Origin of the sequence: Sphingomonas sp. NPDC019816, from assembly GCF_050274375.1 — a bacterium.
In the GTDB taxonomy this organism is placed as follows: Bacteria; Pseudomonadota; Alphaproteobacteria; order Sphingomonadales; family Sphingomonadaceae; genus Sphingomonas.
The window spans coordinates 1-1706 of sequence record NZ_JBNNOB010000260.1; the positions used below are offsets into that span (position 1 = coordinate 1).

The following is a 1706-nucleotide window of genomic DNA, read 5'->3' on the forward strand; positions in this document are numbered from 1 at the left end:
CCTGCCCGGTGCTGGAAGGTTAATTGATGGGGTCAGCCGCAAGGCGAAGCTCTTGATCGAAGCCCCAGTAAACGGCGGCCGTAACTATAACGGTCCTAAGGTAGCGAAATTCCTTGTCGGGTAAGTTCCGACCTGCACGAATGGCGTAATGATGGCCAGGCTGTCTCCACCCGAGACTCAGTGAAATTGAACTCGCTGTGAAGATGCAGTGTACCCGCGGCAAGACGGAAAGACCCCGTGAACCTTTACTATAGCTTGACACTGAACATTGAGCCTTGATGTGTAGGATAGGTGGGAGGCTTTGAAGCGTGGACGCCAGTCTGCGTGGAGCCATCCTTGAAATACCACCCTTTAATGTTTGATGTTCTAACTCGGCCCCATAATCTGGGGTGAGGACAGTGTCTGGTGGGTAGTTTGACTGGGGCGGTCTCCTCCCAAAGAGTAACGGAGGAGCACGAAGGTTAGCTAATCACGGTCGGACATCGTGAGGTTAGTGCAAAGGCATAAGCTAGCTTGACTGCGAGAGTGACGGCTCGAGCAGGTACGAAAGTAGGTCTTAGTGATCCGGTGGTTCTGAATGGAAGGGCCATCGCTCAACGGATAAAAGGTACTCCGGGGATAACAGGCTGATACCGCCCAAGAGTTCATATCGACGGCGGTGTTTGGCACCTCGATGTCGGCTCATCACATCCTGGGGCTGAAGTAGGTCCCAAGGGTATGGCTGTTCGCCATTTAAAGTGGTACGCGAGCTGGGTTTAGAACGTCGTGAGACAGTTCGGTCCCTATCTGCCGTGGGCGTTGGAAGATTGAGAGGGGTTGCTCCTAGTACGAGAGGACCGGAGTGAACGCACCACTGGTGTTCGGGTTGTCATGCCAATGGCATTGCCCGGTAGCTAAGTGCGGAAAAGATAAGCGCTGAAAGCATCTAAGCGCGAAACTTGCCTCAAGATGAGTCTTCCCTGGGCCTTTAAGGTCCCTGAAGGAACGTTTAAGACTAAGACGTTGATAGGCTGGGTGTGTAAGTGCAGCGATGCATTGAGCTAACCAGTACTAATGATCCGTGAGGCTTAACCTTACAACACCGAAGGTGTTTTTAGAGAGATTTTCAGCGAAGTTCCAAGATTGGTTCTGATGGCTTCATGGAAGTGAGGCGGTTGGAATGAAACAGAATTTGCCTGGCGGCAATAGCGCGGTGGTCCCACCTGACCCCATGCCGAACTCAGAAGTGAAACGCCGTAGCGCCGATGGTAGTGTGGGGTCTCCCCATGCGAGAGTAGGACACTGCCAGGCATCAAATAAACGTTATCAGTGTGACGACTGGTAATGCGCAAATCGCAAAGCGCGAATTTGCCGGCATCGAGAGATGCAACGTAAAAGAATCGGTGGAGCGGTAGTTCAGTTGGTTAGAATACCTGCCTGTCACGCAGGGGGTCGCGGGTTCGAGCCCCGTCCGTTCCGCCACTTATTTAATTATGCCTGCTTTATTAGCAGGCATAATGTCAAGCGAGATTTAGGGGCGTAGCTCAGTTGGTAGAGCACCGGTCTCCAAAACCGGGTGTCGCGAGTTCGAGTCTCTCCGCCCCTGCCATATTAAGAACCCTTTGCGAAAGCAAAGGGTTTTTTTTTTACCTATTATCCCTTCCCTTAGTGCATTCCCGCTTTGGAAAAGAGCGCTTTTGACGCTATATGCCGAGGTTTGCCCGATC

Annotated in this window: 2 tRNA genes and 2 rRNA genes; all 4 read left to right on the forward strand. The window is 52.2% G+C overall.

The window, feature by feature from the left end:
* Window positions 1–1075: ribosomal RNA gene (locus ACQKJZ_RS19220) — 23S ribosomal RNA — on the forward strand; the annotation flags it as partial.
* A gap of 99 nt (window positions 1076–1174) precedes the next feature.
* Window positions 1175–1290 (forward strand): 5S ribosomal RNA (gene rrf / locus ACQKJZ_RS19225).
* Between the two features lie 94 nt (window positions 1291–1384).
* Window positions 1385–1461: transfer RNA gene (locus ACQKJZ_RS19230), tRNA-Asp, on the forward strand.
* A 51-nt stretch (window positions 1462–1512) separates the two neighbouring features.
* Window positions 1513–1588 (forward strand) — tRNA-Trp (locus ACQKJZ_RS19235).
* Window positions 1589–1706 lie beyond the last annotated feature (118 nt).